This window comes from Bradyrhizobium sp. HKCCYLRH3099 (assembly GCF_051167855.1).
In the GTDB taxonomy this organism is placed as follows: domain Bacteria; phylum Pseudomonadota; class Alphaproteobacteria; order Rhizobiales; family Xanthobacteraceae; genus Bradyrhizobium.
Window position 1 is genome coordinate 77,414 of record NZ_JBNPTW010000006.1, and the last position, 14,606, is coordinate 92,019.

Consider the following 14,606-nt stretch of genomic DNA (forward strand, 5'->3'; position numbering starts at 1 on the left):
TCCTGATGAATTTGAAGACGTCACGTAAGATTGGTGCCGCCTTCCTCTTGACGATCATCGTATCCTTGGTGGCGAACGTCGTAACGTGGCAGAACCTTGGTACGCTCGCCCAGAACAACCAATGGACGGTCCACACCTATCAGGTGATCGATACGACCAAGGCGCTCGTCTCGGCGATGGTGGATGCCGAAACCGGCGTGCGCGGCTTTCTGGTCGGCGGGACGGACAACTTTCTCGAGCCCTACCGAAATGCGGACGCGGCTTTCAAGACTGCGTTGAAGGAAGTGAGGCAACTGACGTCCGACAATGCCGCCCAGCAACGTCGGCTGGAGCAGATCGAGACGGCCGCGAAGGGCTGGCGGCAGGACGTCGCCGAAAAGGAAATCGCGCTGATGCGCAATCCGCAGACGATCGCGGAGGCGCGCAATCTCGAAGCCTCCGGCGCCGGCAAGAAGTACATGGATGGACTGCGCGGACTCGTGAAAGAGGTGATCGACGCTGAGGCGTCGCTGCTCCATACCCGCGCGGAGGCCGCTGATGCAGCTCTCGCATCCTCGAAAATGGCCATCATGGTCGGTGGAGTGGTGATGGCGGTCATCGCGCTGCTCTCGCTGCTGATCCTGAACTCGGCCGTGACGCGCGGCATCACCAGCATGACCGTCGCAATGGGGCGGCTGGCCAATCAGGATTTGAGCGTTGTCATTCCTTACGCCGATCGCCGCGACGAAGTTGGCGAGATGGCGAAGGCCGTGCAGGTTTTCAAGGACAACGCGATCCGCGTGCAGGCCCTCGAGGCGGAGCAGAAGGAGACGGAGCGCAGGCAGGTCGAGCAGCGGCGCCGCGACATGCTGGATCTGGCCAACCGTTTCGAACAGGCCGTCGGCGAGATCGTCGACACCGTGTCGTCGGCATCGACACAGCTCGAGGCCTCAGCCGGCAGTCTCAGCAAGACCGCGGAACGCTCTCAGGAGATGTCCACGTCGGTGGCCGCCGCCTCGGAAGAAGCCTCGACGAATGTTCAATCGGTGGCCTCGGCGACCGAGGAGTTGTCATCCTCCGTCACGGAGATCAGCCGTCAGGTGCAGGAGTCCGCGCGGATGGCGAACGAGGCCGTCGGGCAGGCGCGCAAGACCAACGAACAGGTCGCCGAACTCTCCAAGGCCGCGGGTCGGATCGGTGACGTGGTCGAACTCATCAACACCATCGCCGGGCAGACCAATCTTCTGGCGCTCAACGCCACCATCGAGGCGGCGCGCGCCGGCGAGGCGGGACGTGGTTTCGCGGTGGTTGCGACCGAGGTCAAGGCTCTCGCGGAGCAGACGGCCAAGGCGACCGGCGAAATCGGCCAGCAGATTGGCAGCATCCAGACGGCGACCAACGAATCCGTCGATGCGATCAGGGCCATCTCCACGACGATCGAAAAGTTGTCCGAGATTGCCTCGACCATTGCTGCGGCGGTCGAGCAGCAGGGGGCGGCGACGCAGGAAATCTCCCGCAACGTCCAGCAGGCGGCCTCCGGCACGCAACAGGTGTCGACCAACGTTGTTCAGGTCCAACGCGGGGCGTCCGAGACCGGCTCTGCCTCGAGCCAGGTCTTGTCTGCGGCGAAGTCACTGTCTCGCGACAGCGAGCGATTGAAAACCGAGATCGGCAAGTTCCTTACAACGGTCCGGGCGGCCTGACATCGGGCGCGTGCGAGCTCCGGAGCTTCATAGTCGCTCCGGAGCGGCCCTGAGATGTGATCGCGGATAGGTTTCTCGAACGATCTGCAGATCGACAAGATCTGCGGCTTCAACGGTTAGACCGCCCTCAGGGGCGGTCGTCTCGAAGAGCGAGACCGGAGCTCGGACCTGTCGTAGGCGGGGTCACGTCGCGGGTCAGCGCTCCTTCATCCTGTCGCGCCGCATCTCGTCCTGCCGCATCGGCATCGCATCGATGCGCTTGAACAATGCCTCGGCCGAAATGGGCTCGTCCGACGCGAACGCCGTGTGGCCATCCTTGCCGATGAGATACACCCTGAAGCGGCGGCCGTCGGTGCCGAGTGCGGCCCGCAATTGCCGCGACGAGGTGCTGTCGTCATCGGCTTGCAGCAGGACGATGGCGCGCTCGGACATGCCGGCTCTGGCGGCATCGTAGATCCGGCGTTGCTGCTGCGTGGCTGCGTCGTCGGATCCGGTCACCACCAGAAGGCGGTTCTTCCATCGGTAGGAGTCGAGTGGAGAGGCGTCGCTCGGGTGCGGCATGGCGATCCATCCCAGCAGGAATGCGGTCGTGAGCAGATGTAGCTGCATGGTCGGGGCCTCCTGATGGCTCTCGCCAGAACGCTGGCAGCCGCGCGGTGGATCTGTTGTCCTGCCGCCGGCATCCGCGCGGAAAAACGGCCTCCGCCGTGTGCCCTGCTGCTCCTCGTGTCGAATGCTGCCGCGACTCTCGATGCGGTCTCGATGTCCTGGCAATAGGCATGCGCGCCGAATCTGACCGCGCCGGCATCCCGGACTTCGAACGGCATCGGAATGAAGCCGCCCTGTCCGTGCCGAGGACGACGCGGCCGTCCGTGCGGGATGCCGGACTAAGCGGCGTAACATCAATGGCCGTGACGAGCCCGGCCATGACGCCGTCGGACGACGAGCGGCGCGACCACGGTCGCGCCGAGATTTCGATCGGGGGCGGCTCAGCGGCAGTTCCAGGTCGTGCCCTGCGCACACACGGCATTCGGGCTGTCGCCGCCATAGACCTGATAGGGGAATTCGCCCTTGCGGTAATAGCCATAGGCGTGAGGGTTCGGGCCGTAATAGGACGGCCCGTAGTACCCTGGGCCGCCATACACCGGACCGTCATAGTAGTCATAGGCGTCGCGGCTCGCAGCAATCGCAAGTCCGGTGCCGATGGCACCAGCCGCAAGCGCTGCGCCCACCGCAGCGCCGCCGCCGCCGTGCCAGCGCCCGTTCCGCGCCTCGGCGCTGGTCGGAGTCAAGGCGCCGATCGCGAGTGCGGTCAGCGAAGCGATGACGGCCGTGCGGCCGAGCAGAACAGTTTTGGTCGACATGTCTGGCCTCCAATGAGTATGCCGTGGTCGGCTGATGGGTCCAATGTCGGCCTCGCCGAGACGTCTCGACGACGGTCCGAACAGAGCGGTGTCAAACGCGAGATCAATTCCAGGTCTGGCCCGACCTCGTGCGGCACGGGAGGCGCGAAGACGGATCCACCGACCTAGAACTGCGACCAGCCTTTCGAGTTCCGCCGCGCACGGGGCGCATGCCGACATTGCCCGTCGCGCCAGTTTGTCGCGGCCCTCGGGCGCATGCGGCCGCGAGACGGCCGGCCATGCTCGCTGCTTGAAGATCAAGCTGTTTGGGGCGTGAAGACAATGCCGGCGTTACCGGTTGCCCTGGTCCTCGATCGGGACATCGTCCCATGGTCGATAGTACAGCTTGCTGCAGGCCTCGCGCAGAACGCCGCCTTCGATCGAGATGTCGTCGCGATAGGCGTTCGCGACGAAGTCGAGCGTGTCGACGTGCCGGGTTTCGAAGTACATCTGGTGCACGTCCTCGCGGCCGGCGCCGTAGACGATGCGGCCCACCTTGCTCCAGATCGACGCCATCGTGCACATGCCGCACGGCTGCAGGGTGGTGTAGAGCGTCGCGCCGCGCAACTCGCCATCGTCGAAGCCGCGGCCGGCGGCGCGGATGGCTTCGATCTCGGCATGCGCCGTGGCGTCGCGCTTGGCGGACACGTGATTGCGCTCGGCGGCGATGATGTCGGAGCCGAGCACGATGACGCAGCCGATCGGCGACAGCGACGGATCCGCGCCATCCTGCGTGGCGACCTTGATCGCCTCCTGCATGAAATGCTCGTCGGTTTTCAGGTTCGGCACGATCGGGCGCTCAGGTTGCGAGCTGCTTCATCTCGGCGATCTTCGCCTGCAACGTCTCGCGCTGCCGGCGCAGCGTGGCCGCGGTCGCGGCGTCACCGGCGCAGTCCTTCAGCGCGTCGTCGTATTGACCGAGAATCTGCTCCTCGCCGCTGACGAAGGAGGACAGCGCATTCGTGCCGAGGCCGGTCACCGCGGCGCGGACGCGGATGACGGTCTGGTGCACCGTGGACATGAATGAGCCGGACTCGTCCGGCGTCTCGCCCATCCGCCGCAGCGCGTCATGCAGCTCGGCGTGATCCCGTTCCTTGAGCGCGATCATCTCGGCAAACAGCGCCTTGAGCGCCGGCGTCTCGGCATCATCGGCGGCTTCCTGATAGCCGTTGCGCGCATCAACCAGGGACGTGTGCAGTGTCTTCAGGCTGTCTGCAGCCATGGTCGCCTCATCGTTTTGCTGAGTGGAAATTTCGACCACGACAATCCGGCGTCGCAGGCTTTGTTCCGGCCCGCTGCCTTCCGCCACAGGGGCGTGCGATTGGCGTTGCCGCACACACGGTCACCACCGCGGATGGTTGCCCGCGCGGGGCCGGCATCGTAGGCTCGCGGCTTGCAAGGAGTGTGATCGCAGAGGACGGCGCGGGTGATGGAGGAGGACGACCGGAGCGGACAGATCGCCTTGATCGAGATGCGGATCGAGCAGCTGGCCGACATGGCCGAGCGGTGCCGAAAGATCATCCTGGCGTCGAAGGTCCTGATCTCGGTCGGCGCGGCCTTGCTGCTCGGCGCGGTGCTCGGTCTGCTCGGATCCAACGCGGTGGCGCTGCTCGGCGCGATTGCCGCGGTGCTTGGCGGCATCGTGTCGCTCGGATCGAACGTCAGCACCTTGCTGCAGACCACGGCGGCGATGGCCGATGCCGAGGCGCTGCGATCGGATCTGATCGGCAGCATCGATCTCCGCGTGGTCGGCGAGGGCAGGCGACTCGGAGTTTAGCTCGGCCTAGAGTGATGGTGTGGTGCCGCATCTTGCTGCGGCGTCGTCAGTCCGTCGCCAGCCCGCGAAGGATCTGCTCGATCACGGCGAGCACATCCGCCGGTGCGACGCCCTCGACGACATCGATGGCGGCGCGCTCGAACATGGCCGAGAGCAGCGAGGCGAGCGCATTGAGCGGCAGGCGGGGCAGGGCACCGGCAGCGATCGCCTCGCCGAGGCCGGTCTTCAGGCTGGCGTCCCCGTTGCGTGCTTCGATGGCGCGAATCTCGTCGCGGCCCAGCACGGCCGGGCCTTCGATCAGCAGCAGCCGCGTGCGGCCTTCGGCCTGCATCGCCTGCACGTAGGCCTTGGCGCCGGCGAGCAGTCGCGCCTGCGCGGACAGCTCCGGCGCGTCGGCGGCCGCGATCGCCAGGGCGACATCGGCGGACTCCGCTTCGACCACGGCGCGAAAGATCGCCTGCTTGTCCGCGAAGTGATGATACAGCGCGCCCCGCGTGACCCCGGCCGCTTCGACGATCGCCGGCGTGCTGGTCGCGGCATAGCCGTGTGCGACGAACAGGCGCCGCGCCGTCGCGACAAGCCGCGCTCTCATCTCGGCGGTCCGCTCGGGATTGCTGCGCCGGGCCGATTTCATTTGCATACAGTCTGCCTGTTTGTTAAGAACAAGAAACATACAGAATGTATGTTTATTTGAGGGAGAAGGGAAGCATGAAGATCACCAGCTACTACCCCGTCCTCATGGCCGACGACGTCGCCGGAACGGCCGCGTTCTATGTCCGGCACCTGGCGTTCCAGCCGCTGTTCGAGGCCGACTGGTACGTCCATCTGCAGTCGACACGTGACCCCGCCGTCAATCTCGCGATCCTCAGGGGCGACCACGCGACAATCCCCCAAGCCGCCCGCGGCCGGGCCTCGGGTGTGCTGCTCAATTTCGAAGTCGAGGATGTCGACACGGTGCATGCCGAGGCGGTCGCGGCCGGGCTGCCGATCCTGCTGCCGCTGCGCGACGAGGAGTTCGGCCAGCGGCATTTCATCACGCAGGATCCGAACGGCGTGCTGATCGATGTCATCAAGCCGATTCCGCCGAGCGCAGCCTTTGCCGCGCAATACGCGCCCGACGCGCTGCCGCAGTGACGCATGACGATTGCGGCTCGCCGCATCCATTGCGACACTCGCATCCAACACATCGAGCGTCTGCGCCAGGCCGAGGCGCAGGCGGTCGGCAGACGAAGCAACACGGGGAGGACGCCATGCTGAAGGGGATCGATCCGCTGCTCAATGCCGACGTGCTCTATGCGCTCAGGGCCATGGGGCATGGTGACCGGCTGGTGATCTGCGACACCAACTTTCCAGCGGATGCGATCGCGCGGCAGACCGTGCTCGGCGAACTGCTGCGCATCGACAATGTCAGCGCGGCGCGGGCCGTTCAGGCGGTGTTGTCGGTGCTGCCGCTCGACACCTTCATCGACGATGCCGCCCTGCGCATGGAGGTCGTCGGCCATCCCCTGGAGGTCACGCCGGTGCAGCAGGAGGTGCAGGCCGCGATCGACGCGGCCGAGGGCAGGCCGTGGCCGCTGGTCGGCGTCGAGCGCTACGCGTTTTATGAATTGGCCAGATCAGCCTATTGCGTGATCGCCACCGGCGAGCGCCGCTTCTATGGCTGCTTCATCTTCAGCAAGGGCGTGATCCCGCCGGAGGAGGTGTAAGGCAAATCCGCCTCAATGCTCCTGCCGCATGATCTTCTCGAAGCGGAAGAAGTCGCCGTCGTCGGGCATGCCGTCCAGGGCAGGCCGGTGCGGCAGCGGATTGTGCGCGTTGTAGTATTCGACGATCCGAAAGCCGCATTTGTTGACGTAGAAGTGGATGTTGCGCTTCTCGAAATAGGGCGTGAACGTCTGCCACACCCGGGTCTCGGGATAGCGCGCCTCGATCGCGCGCCATGCGCGCTGCCCGAGGCCGCGGCCATGTTGACGGATCGAGATGTAGAACAGGTCGAGCGAATTGCGCTGCGAGACCGGATCGATGGTCAGGACGACGCCCCCGACACGCCGTCCGTCAAGCAGCACATGATAGGTCGCGGCGCCCGGCGCGGTGAAGGACTGTTCGATATCGTCAGCGGACGGAATCGCCTGATCCGGAAACGAGCCGAGCTCGTCCATCAGGGCAGCCGAGAACGCCTCCTGCAGTTCCCGCTTGAATGCCGGCAGATCGCGCGTGTCCGCGACTTCGAGGGTGACGCGGTCGTCTTCACGGTCGTGTTGCAAGGTCGCCTCGCTGCAGAGCTGCCCACGCGATCCGCCGCGTCCAGGCGCGGTAATGTGAACGCCGTGAAGCTTACCGCCGTCTGACGTGCCGACGTTGGCGAAGCGTCGCGTCACTCACCCCATCGTCGCCAGCCGCACGGCGAGCGCGCAGGCGCGGTCGTATTCGTCGCGGTTGATCCACTCGTCGATCGTGTGCGGCTCGTTCTGGCCGGTGCCGAAGGTGACGGTGGGGATGCCGTGGCGGACCATCCAGTTGGCGTCGAGGCCGCCATTGCCGGCGCGCAGGGTCGGCGTCGCGCCGATGTCGGTGACGGCGGCGGTGGCGCGCTTGACGACGGGCAGGGTCTCCTTGATCTGGAACGGCGGAAACTCCGTCACCGCCTTGAACTTGACGCGGCCGGACTTGCCGTCGCTGTTCGTGACCTGCCTGGCGGCCTTCTCGAACGCGGCCTTGTAGGCATTGCTGATCTCACGGACGAATTTGGCATCATGGCTGCGGCACTCGCCGACGACATGGACATAGTCGGTGACGACGTTGGTGGCGTCGCCCGCGGGGCGGCCCTCGCCGCCGGTGACCGGGCCGACATTGCTGGTCCCAAGCTTGGCGTCCTTGCCCTTGCCCTTCACCACCTTGCCGAACCAGCCGCCGGCTCTGACCTCGGCGAGCGCCAGCGACAGGATTATGGTGGCGCTGATGCCGCGCTCCGGCGCGACGCCGGCATGCGAGGCGCGGCCGAAGATCTCGACCTCCCATTTGTCGGCGCCGACCGCGGCGATCGTGATGCTGGACGCGGAGCCGCCGTCGAAATTGAACGCCATCTTCGGCGCGCCGAGCGCGTCGAGATCGACATGCCGCGCGCCGTGCAGCCCGCTCTCCTCGCGCACGCAGAACAACAGCGTGATCGGCGGATGATCGAGCTTTTGCCGGACGAGTTCGGCCGCGAGCGTCACGAGAATGCCGCAGCCGCAGCGGTTGTCGCCGCCGAGCGCGGTCTTGGCCTGGTTGACGATCTTGCGCCCCGAGATCTTCGGCTGCGCGCCGGCGCACAGCGGCACCGTGTCCATGTGGGTCATGAACATCAGCCGCGGCTGATCCTTCAGGCTGCCGCGGCCGGGCAGCTCGACGATGAGATTGCCGGTCTCGGTCGGCAGCGCGATGCGGCTATTGGCATCGTCGAACCGCATCGCCTTCGCCAGCACGCCGGCCTGCTTCAGCGCCGCCATGATCTCGCGCCCGATCGCCTTCTCCTGTCCGGTGACCCCCGGCACGGCGAGAAAACGCATCAGGCGATCGGTGGCGGCGGCAGTGTCGACGGACATCAGGCGATTCCCATGTTTGAACGAGGGCCGGAACATCCAGCCCGGCGTCCCCTGGCGCAAGGGGACTCTTACAATCAATTCGGTCGCCTGACTCCTTTTCGATGCCTCGATCGTCTTCATGTCATCTGGACAATGGAGCATCATCATGAGCCTGAAGGACAAGTCGATCGTCGTCACCGGTGGCAGCCGCGGCCTTGGCCTCGGGATCGTGGAGGCGCTGGTCGATCACGGCGCCAAGGTGACCGTGGTTGCGCGCGGAGCCGAGGCGCTGAGCGCCGCCGCTGACCGGCTGGCCGTGGCGACGATCGCCGCCGACGTCACCGACGAGGCCGCCGCGCATCGCATCGTCGGCGACATCCGGCCGGACATCCTGATCCTGAACGCCGGAACGACCCCGCACATGGACCGGCTGGATCGGCTGAGCTGGCAGGACTTCTCGGTCGCCTGGGACACGGACGTCAGAGCGGGCTTGTACTGGATCCAGGCGGCGCTCAAACTGCCGCTCAAGCCGGGGAGCCGGGTCCTGGTCGGATCCAGCGGTGCGGCGGTGGGCGGGTCACAGATGTCGGGCGGCTACGCCGGCGCCAAGCGCATGCTCTGGTTCATGACCAAATACGCCAATGGCGTGGCGCAGGACGACAAGCTCGGCATCCGCTTCCAGGCAATCGTGCCGCGCATGATGATTCTGGGCACCGGCATCGGCGACACCGCCGCGGGCGCCTATGCGGGCGCGATGGGCATCACGCCGGACGCGTTCGTCGCCCGCTTCGGCGCGCCGATGCCGCCGCGCGCCTATGGCGATCGCGTCGTCGCCGTGCTGGAGGACGAGCGGTTTGACGAAGGCGTCGTGTTCGGTCTCAACGGCGACGACGGCGTCACGGTGATGGAAGGAGCGGCGGCTTGAGCCACGGCCAGCCCAAATCCGAGGCGGCGCGCACCGAGCTCGTCACGCTGGCGCAGCGGCTGCGGCCCGAGCTGCATCGCTACTGCGCGCGGCTGATGGGCTCGGTGATCGATGGCGAGGACGTCGTGCAGGATGCGCTGACGCGCGCGCTCGCAGCCGTCGACGAGATGCCTGATGTCGCGACGCCGCGCGCCTGGCTGTTCCGCATCGCGCATAATCGCGCCCTCGACCTGCTGCGCAGCCGCGCGCTGCGGGCCGCGGAGCCGATCGATGCGGCCGGCGACGTGGTCGATGCCGCCGCGCCCGACCCCGTGGAGATGATGATGCGCCGGGAAGCGATCGAAACCGCCATATCGCGCTTCACCGCGCTGCCGCTGCACCAGCGCAGCGTGCTGATCCTCAAGGACGTGCTGGACGAGCCGCTCGCGGAGATCGCAGCCCTGCTCGATCTGACGCTCGATTCGGTGAAAGCCCATCTCGCCCGCGGCCGCGCGCGCCTGCGCGAGATCAACGCCAGCGCCATCGATCCGCCGCCTGCAAGGCCGCCATCCGACGCGGTGGCGCGTTACGTCGCGATGTTCAACCGGCGCGATTGGGACGGCTTGCGTGCGTTGCTGGCCGACGATGTCAAGCTGAACCAGTCCACGCATCCCGTCCGTTCCGGCGCGGCCGATGTCGGCATGTTCTTCCAGATCTACGCCAAGGCCGACACCATCTGGCTTGCGCCCGCATGGCTCGAGGGCAGGGAGGTGATCGCCGTCTTCGAGGACCGCGGGGATCACGAGCCCAGCTACGTCATGTGGCTCGCGTGGCGCGACGGAAAGATCAGCTTCATCCGCGACTACCGCTATGTCCGCTATGTCGTCGCCGGCGCCGAACTGGTGCTTGCACCCGATGCAGGGCGCGCCGGCAGGGGCATTGTTTCGAGAACCTGAACACCGCATTTGGTCCCGGCGCCATTATCAACCGGCCCGGGAGCCGCCACATCGGCGCAACGAGCATGATGGTCACGAGAAACCCGTCGAGGCGGCAACGCAGGCGATGCCGTCGTGGGAGCGCGCGGTGGTTGAACAGCAAGGATCGGGCGGAACCCGCATGGTCAATCCGAACAAGGAGCGCTCGCCGGCGGATGCGCGGGCGACACCGCCTGCGTCCGCAGGCCGTGCGCTGCGGCCGCTCGCCGGGCTTGGCCTGATCGTGGGATTGTTCATCGCGCTGTGGTGGATGGTCGATTACGTGACCGTCGGCCAGTATCTCGTTCATACCGACGAGGCCTATGTCGGCGGGAACGAAGTCCCGGTCAGGTCGGCCGTGCCCGGCCGGGTCAGTGAACTGCTCGTGACCGATCATCAGGAGATCGCCGCCGGACAGCTTCTCGCGCGCATCGCGCCCCGCGAGGCGGACACAGCGACTGTCGCGCTGAACGACGTCATCGCTCCCGTCGCCGGCGTGGTGACGGTGGGCGGTCTCCATGTCGGCGACGTCGTCACGGCAGACCGGTCGATGATGGCGGTGGCCACGCCGGGCGAGCCCCACATCACCGCTGTCCTCGCTGTCTCCGACATCACCTATGTCGCGCTCGGACAGGCGGTCACGATCGAGGTGCCGGGCCTGCCGTCCATCCGGCTCTACGGACATGTGGCGGATGCCGAATGGATCGGTGCGGCGCCGGGGTCGCCGAACGGCGAAGACCGCGTCGCCCTGAAGATCCGCCTGAAGACTGTCCTTCCCGCCGGATTGAGGCCGGGCATGGCCGTTAGCGCCACCATTCTGACCGGCCTGACCGGGACGGAGCGGATGGTCTCGGAGATCCTGCAGGAAAAGGCCCAGCGAAGCTGCCGCTGCGGACAGGATCTCCAACCCGCGTCCGTGCGGCGGCGCATCTGACCACAGCCATCTCCGCGCGACGCGCGATCCTTCCATGCGCTGCCTGATACTGCGCCCTCGCCCCCAAGGCGAAGCGAAGCTTCGCCAGGGTGGGAGAGGGCATGTCGGACAGACCGGCAAGCGCGGTTGGGTGAGGGGTCTCTGTCAACGAGCAACGGTTGCAGAGAGAGACCCCTCACCCAACCGAGCACGTTGATAGTTCGGAGATGCCCTCTCCCACCCTGGCGAAGCTTCGCTTCGCCTTAGGGGAGAGGGCGCAGTCACGACGATCGTCGTTCGGCTTCTGAACGTCGGCTGCAAGGATGGATGCGCCGAAACGACATCGTCGTCATACGTCGAGCCGTCCGCGCTGCGTGTTCAATGGTTCAGTGCCTGCACGCCATCATGCACCTGATAGACCACCTTGCCCTCTCGCCATGCGAACGGCGCGCCGGGGTTTCGGCAGGCGATGGCGGACTCTGGAATCAGTTTGTCGCACAGCATGACGATGATGGATTCCAGCGGCGCCGACGTATCGTTCTCCTCGGTCATGCGGTCGATCGAGATCTCGCCGCCCTCGACGCCGTCATCGATGTGCACGATGAAGATCTCCTCATGGCCGTGAATGCCATGCGCCGTCACCCGGAACACTTCTCCCTTGTATTCGAATTCGCGAACCATCGTTTCCGCCCTTGATGAGTTTGTTGATCGCCGCAAGCGGGGGCGGAAGCTAGGAGCGGTCGGCGCGGGGGTCAAGAAAAGTTGGTGTCGCGAATCCGACAAAATGCATCTGCCAGTGAAGTAGTTCGGAGTAGTTTGCAGCGATCGTTGCAGTGCAACGAGGTCTTGCCCGCGCTGTGCTCATCGCTGCGAGCGGCGGGCCTCGGCGCGCAGCCAGCGCCCTTGCAGGAAGCCGCTTGCGGCGAGGACCGCGACATGGCCGAGCGGCAGCTCGAGGAGATGGTCGCCGACAATAGGACGCCTCGCGCGCGTGAGCAGCGCGCCTGGCCGCAGGCGCGCGGCACCATCCGGTCGAAGCGGCCGACGACGAGCCGGCCGTCGGGCGCGACGCGTTCGATCCAGTTGACCAGTTGATCGGATTGTAGCGGCCGAGCGCGGCGGCAACATCGTCGCACCCGTAGCCGCGCCGCTCGGCCTCCTGCCGGATCGTGCGCGCCGCCGGGCTCGCCCAGATCATCAGTTCGCCGCGACCGGCGGAGGCGAAGCTCCACAACGGCCGGCCGATCCTGCTCGCCTTCAATCAAGTCCAGCGCGGAAACCGGCGCAGAGCGTTCGTACGACGTTGCGAGCCATTCTCTCGCTCGGAAGATTGGCTGCGGCCGCCGCTGCGACGTGGGCGGGGTGCACGAAAACGGTGACTGCATCTCGTACGACGCCAGCCGCCGCATCAATATCGTCAACTTTGATTTCGCCACGTTTTTTCGCGTCAGCGAGAATGCGGGCGATGAGCGAAGTCATTGCTCGGGAATAGGCCGCGATGATCTCTGGCCGCTCTTCCACAATGCGACGGTACAACCCGTAAACTTCCGGGTCGGCAACGAAGCGTTCGCGCTTGCGGGCGTGCAGCGCAAGCACCATGCCCTCGATCCGCTCTGCGAATGGTCCTTTGGCGTCCGCGAAGCGACGCGCCATCTCTTCCTCATCACGCATGGCCTCGACGACGAGCGCATCGAAGAGGTCAGCTTTGGAGCGGAAGTGGCGATAAATCGTCGTGTGTGACGTACCCATGGCCCGGGCGACATCGACAACGTTGGTCTTGGCTTCGCCATGACGTCGCACCTGATCACGCGCCGCATCCAGAATCTGCGCCCGAAACGAATTTTCGTCGTCGGGAGAGGGGGGTGCGGAGGTGGAATCCTTCGATTTCATGGTCCCATCACAATAACGGTGGGTCTCCGAATACGCAAACGAACAAAATATGAAATATGTTCGTTGACTTTTGAACGAGTGATCATCAGGATCGGACCATCAGCAGAAGAGGTCCGTCATGATTGCTACCGCTTCATCGTCCCGCCCTCCGCGCCTCGCTCTTGTGACGGGTGGCTCAGGCTTCGTCGGACGTCACCTGATCGCGCGTCTTCTCAGGGAGGGTTGGCAAGTGCGTGCGCTCGCCCGCAGCGCGGACAGCGAGGCAAAGGTGAAGGGTCTCGGAGCAAGCGTCGTCCCCGGCGAACTCAACGACGAACAATCGCTGCGACGAGCGATGGACGGATGCGAGGTCGTTTTCCACGTGGCCGCGCACTTCAAGCTTTGGGGAAAGCAGAAAGTCTTCGACACGGTCAACGTCGAGGGTACGCGCTCGGTCGTCAAAGCTGCAGTTGCGACGAGCAGCGTGCGCCGCGTGGTCGCCGTGAGTGCCGCGGCCGTTGTCATGGGCGATCCCGAACCAATGTTCGATGTCGACGAGAGCTTCCCTCTGCACACGCGGGCCTTCTCGCCTTATGGATCATCGAAGGCCGAAGGTGAGTGCGCTTTGCTCGCAGCCAACGGCGTGAGGCCAGGTCTGGAGACGGTCGCACTGCGGCCACCATTCATTTGGGGCGGCGAGATGCCGACTCTTGATCACATGGTGGAGACGGTGAAGGCCGGACGATGGCAGTGGGTGTCCGGTGGCGAACAGGCCATGTCGAGCTGTCATGTCGATAATCTGTGTCATGCGCTGCTTCTCGCCGCAGACGCGGGTCGCGGCGGCCACGCCTATTTCGTCGCGGATGCCGAGCAGAGCACGTTGAAAAGCTTCATTTCGTCGTTGCTTGCCACGCGCGAGGTGACTGCACCGGACAAGGCGGTCCCGTTCAGGATTGTCTGGATGATGGCCGGGATGATGGGCGTCGCGTGGCGTAGGCTGCGCCTCAAGGGTGAACCGCCGATTACGCGGCAGATGTTACGCCTTATCGGCCAGCCGTTCACCATCAGCATCCGCAAGGCTCAAGCCGAGTTGGGCTATACGCCGCAGATCACGATGCGCGAAGGCCTGTCGGCGATGCGGAAGACCGCGCCCAAGTTCGCTGGTGCCCTTGCTCAACACGGCGAGCACCGCGCGAGCATTGCTTCGTGACGACCTTATCAGGCCGCTCGGCGGGCTTTTTCGGAAGTCCTGCCGCCCTTGTCGCGAATGCTTTAACGATCGGCATGCTTGGGGGCATTCACGATGAATCTCGCCTGCGCCCAGTGGTTGAGCATTTGGCGCGCATCGGCTGGCTCGTTGAGTCAGAGCAAGATCAGGAGTGATGGACAGCCGGTTTTATTCGATGTCGCTTCTGGGCCAACTCGTACCGCCGGTCTGCGCCCGGCGACGTCCGCTCCCGAGATGTAACCCGGAGTAAGCCGTCGGACGGCCGGAGGGCAGCTTTTGACCCAGAGCGAACA

Annotated in this window: 18 protein-coding genes; 9 read left to right on the plus strand and 9 right to left on the minus strand. The window is 65.5% G+C overall.

The features are described from left to right. Positions 1 to 5: 5 nt before the first annotated feature. Positions 6 to 1,682: a methyl-accepting chemotaxis protein gene (locus tag ACQR1Y_RS14655; protein WP_434876019.1), complete on the plus strand. Its 1,677-nt coding sequence runs from the start codon at positions 6 to 8 to the stop codon at positions 1,680 to 1,682. A gap of 195 nt (positions 1,683 to 1,877) precedes the next feature. Here the strand turns inward: ACQR1Y_RS14655 and ACQR1Y_RS14660 are convergent, their stop codons facing one another. From ACQR1Y_RS14660 to ACQR1Y_RS14675, 4 genes are all read right to left on the minus strand, one after another. Continuing rightward, positions 1,878 to 2,291, minus strand: coding sequence for a DUF4174 domain-containing protein (locus tag ACQR1Y_RS14660; RefSeq protein WP_434875686.1), 414 nt, complete (start codon positions 2,289 to 2,291; stop codon positions 1,878 to 1,880). A 380-nt stretch (positions 2,292 to 2,671) separates the two neighbouring features. Further along, entirely contained in the window at positions 2,672 to 3,046 is a 375-nt protein-coding gene (locus ACQR1Y_RS14665; protein ID WP_434875687.1) for a hypothetical protein, read from the minus strand. A gap of 330 nt (positions 3,047 to 3,376) precedes the next feature. Continuing rightward, positions 3,377 to 3,874 (minus strand): nucleoside deaminase, encoded by a 498-nt coding sequence (locus ACQR1Y_RS14670; protein ID WP_434875688.1) that lies wholly within the window; start codon positions 3,872 to 3,874, stop codon positions 3,377 to 3,379. A gap of 10 nt (positions 3,875 to 3,884) precedes the next feature. Next, positions 3,885 to 4,307, minus strand: a complete 423-nt coding sequence (locus tag ACQR1Y_RS14675) for a ferritin-like domain-containing protein (RefSeq protein WP_434857357.1) — start codon at positions 4,305 to 4,307, stop codon at positions 3,885 to 3,887. A gap of 207 nt (positions 4,308 to 4,514) precedes the next feature. On the opposite strand from ACQR1Y_RS14675, the gene ACQR1Y_RS14680 reads away from it, so the two are divergent. Continuing rightward, positions 4,515 to 4,862, plus strand: coding sequence for a hypothetical protein (locus ACQR1Y_RS14680; RefSeq protein WP_434875689.1), 348 nt, complete (start codon positions 4,515 to 4,517; stop codon positions 4,860 to 4,862). A 46-nt stretch (positions 4,863 to 4,908) separates the two neighbouring features. On the opposite strand, the gene ACQR1Y_RS14685 is transcribed toward ACQR1Y_RS14680, so the two are convergent. Next, positions 4,909 to 5,502 carry a TetR/AcrR family transcriptional regulator gene (locus ACQR1Y_RS14685; protein ID WP_434875690.1) on the minus strand — a complete coding sequence of 198 codons (594 nt, stop codon included), beginning with the start codon at positions 5,500 to 5,502 and terminating at the stop codon, positions 4,909 to 4,911. Between the two features lie 68 nt (positions 5,503 to 5,570). Between ACQR1Y_RS14685 and ACQR1Y_RS14690 the strand changes: the two genes are divergently transcribed. Continuing rightward, positions 5,571 to 5,996 (plus strand): VOC family protein, encoded by a 426-nt coding sequence (locus tag ACQR1Y_RS14690; RefSeq protein ID WP_434875691.1) that lies wholly within the window; start codon positions 5,571 to 5,573, stop codon positions 5,994 to 5,996. A 116-nt stretch (positions 5,997 to 6,112) separates the two neighbouring features. After that, positions 6,113 to 6,568 carry an RbsD/FucU family protein gene (locus ACQR1Y_RS14695; RefSeq protein WP_434875692.1) on the plus strand — a complete coding sequence of 152 codons (456 nt, stop codon included), beginning with the start codon at positions 6,113 to 6,115 and terminating at the stop codon, positions 6,566 to 6,568. Between the two features lie 12 nt (positions 6,569 to 6,580). Here ACQR1Y_RS14695 and ACQR1Y_RS14700 read toward each other — a convergent pair whose 3' ends face one another. Together ACQR1Y_RS14700 and ACQR1Y_RS14705 are read right to left on the minus strand one after the other, a co-directional pair. Then, complete coding sequence (locus ACQR1Y_RS14700; RefSeq protein ID WP_434857352.1) at positions 6,581 to 7,126, minus strand: GNAT family N-acetyltransferase; 546 nt, start codon at positions 7,124 to 7,126, stop codon at positions 6,581 to 6,583. 114 nt (positions 7,127 to 7,240) lie between these two features. Then, on the minus strand, positions 7,241 to 8,446 hold the full coding sequence (locus ACQR1Y_RS14705; protein ID WP_434875693.1) for a M20/M25/M40 family metallo-hydrolase: 1,206 nt from the start codon (positions 8,444 to 8,446) through the stop codon (positions 7,241 to 7,243). 145 nt (positions 8,447 to 8,591) lie between these two features. Between ACQR1Y_RS14705 and ACQR1Y_RS14710 the strand changes: the two genes are divergently transcribed. From ACQR1Y_RS14710 to ACQR1Y_RS14720, 3 genes are read left to right on the plus strand one after another with little or no spacing between them, the layout of a single operon-like run. Then, a complete protein-coding gene (locus ACQR1Y_RS14710) occupies positions 8,592 to 9,350 on the plus strand; it encodes an SDR family oxidoreductase (RefSeq protein WP_434875694.1) in 759 nt (252 codons plus the stop codon). Next, complete coding sequence (locus ACQR1Y_RS14715; protein WP_434875695.1) at positions 9,347 to 10,285, plus strand: sigma-70 family RNA polymerase sigma factor; 939 nt, start codon at positions 9,347 to 9,349, stop codon at positions 10,283 to 10,285. Before ACQR1Y_RS14710 ends, ACQR1Y_RS14715 begins: the two co-directional genes overlap by 4 nt. Next, positions 10,245 to 11,237 carry an HlyD family secretion protein gene (locus ACQR1Y_RS14720; protein WP_434875696.1) on the plus strand — a complete coding sequence of 331 codons (993 nt, stop codon included), beginning with the start codon at positions 10,245 to 10,247 and terminating at the stop codon, positions 11,235 to 11,237. The genes ACQR1Y_RS14715 and ACQR1Y_RS14720 overlap by 41 nt, the downstream gene beginning before the upstream one ends. A 357-nt stretch (positions 11,238 to 11,594) precedes the next feature. Here the strand turns inward: ACQR1Y_RS14720 and ACQR1Y_RS14725 are convergent, their stop codons facing one another. Then, positions 11,595 to 11,897, minus strand: a complete 303-nt coding sequence (locus ACQR1Y_RS14725) for a hypothetical protein (protein ID WP_434875697.1) — start codon at positions 11,895 to 11,897, stop codon at positions 11,595 to 11,597. A gap of 222 nt (positions 11,898 to 12,119) precedes the next feature. Here ACQR1Y_RS14725 and ACQR1Y_RS14730 point away from each other — a divergent pair, with 222 nt between their 5' ends. Further along, positions 12,120 to 12,311 carry a hypothetical protein gene (locus tag ACQR1Y_RS14730; protein ID WP_434875698.1) on the plus strand — a complete coding sequence of 64 codons (192 nt, stop codon included), beginning with the start codon at positions 12,120 to 12,122 and terminating at the stop codon, positions 12,309 to 12,311. A gap of 162 nt (positions 12,312 to 12,473) precedes the next feature. Here ACQR1Y_RS14730 and ACQR1Y_RS14735 read toward each other — a convergent pair whose 3' ends face one another. Further along, complete coding sequence (locus ACQR1Y_RS14735; protein WP_434857345.1) at positions 12,474 to 13,106, minus strand: TetR/AcrR family transcriptional regulator; 633 nt, start codon at positions 13,104 to 13,106, stop codon at positions 12,474 to 12,476. Positions 13,107 to 13,224: 118 nt separating this feature from the next. Between ACQR1Y_RS14735 and ACQR1Y_RS14740 the strand changes: the two genes are divergently transcribed. After that, complete coding sequence (locus tag ACQR1Y_RS14740; protein WP_434875699.1) at positions 13,225 to 14,295, plus strand: NAD-dependent epimerase/dehydratase family protein; 1,071 nt, start codon at positions 13,225 to 13,227, stop codon at positions 14,293 to 14,295. The last annotated feature ends 311 nt before the right edge of the window (positions 14,296 to 14,606 follow it).